The sequence below is a fragment of the Xylophilus sp. ASV27 genome, from assembly GCF_016428875.1.
Lineage (GTDB): Bacteria > Pseudomonadota > Gammaproteobacteria > Burkholderiales > Burkholderiaceae_C > Xylophilus.
Genome location: NZ_JAELTO010000258.1, coordinates 1 through 724, shown reverse-complemented (window position 1 = coordinate 724; position 724 = coordinate 1). Strand labels below are relative to the sequence as shown.

The window sequence follows — 724 nt, the reverse complement described above, 5'->3', positions numbered from 1 at the left end:
CCCCCCCCCCCCCCCCCCCCCCCCCCCCCCCCCCCCCCCCCCCCCCCCCCCCCCCTTTTCAAGCAGAAGACGGCATACGCGATTTCCTGTACGGTCTCGTGGGCTCGGAGATGTGTATAAGAGACAGTCCTCGGGTTGCGCGTCTGCGGCCGGCGGGGCCACTGCCTCTTCGTCCGCAGGGCGGCGGCGCGGCGGGCGCGGGCTGCGCTGGGCGCGCTGTTCCTCGTCGCGCTCGCGCGCCGGGGCCTCGGCCTGCTGCGCAGCAGGTGCGGCGGCAGGCTCGGACGCCTGCGTGCTCACGGGAGCGGGGCTGCGGAAGGCGTCGAAGATGCCGCCCTGGGCCGGCGCATCGTGTGCGGCGGCTTCCTGCGGCGCGCGTTCGGCGCCGTTGCCGTTGCGCTCGCCGCCTTCACGGCGGTCACGGCCGTAGCGGTCGCGCGAACGGCGCTCGCGGCGTTCGCGGCCCGCTTCTGCGCCTTCCTGCGGCACGCCGGCATGGGCGTCGGACGGCGCTTCGCCGCTGGCTTGCGCCTGTCTCTTATACACATCTCCGAGCCCACGAGACCGTACAGGAAATCGCGTATGCCGTCTTCTGCGTGAAAAGCGGGGGGGGGGGGGGGGGGGGGGGGGGGGGGGGGGGGGGGGGGGGGGGGGGGGGGGGGGGGGGGGGGGGGGGGGGGGGGGGGGGGGGGGGGGGGGGGGGGGGGGGGGGGGGGGGGGGGGG

1 protein-coding gene and 1 pseudogene are annotated in these 724 nt (G+C 78.2%); both read right to left on the bottom strand.

The features are described 5' to 3' along the window. Positions 1 to 546, bottom strand: a pseudogene (locus JHD63_RS22760) (hypothetical protein); the annotation flags it as partial. Beyond that, the coding region (locus JHD63_RS24305) for a hypothetical protein (protein ID WP_233168554.1) at positions 539 to 724 on the bottom strand (186 nt) is incomplete at its 5' end. The gene JHD63_RS24305 and the pseudogene JHD63_RS22760, both read right to left, overlap by 8 nt.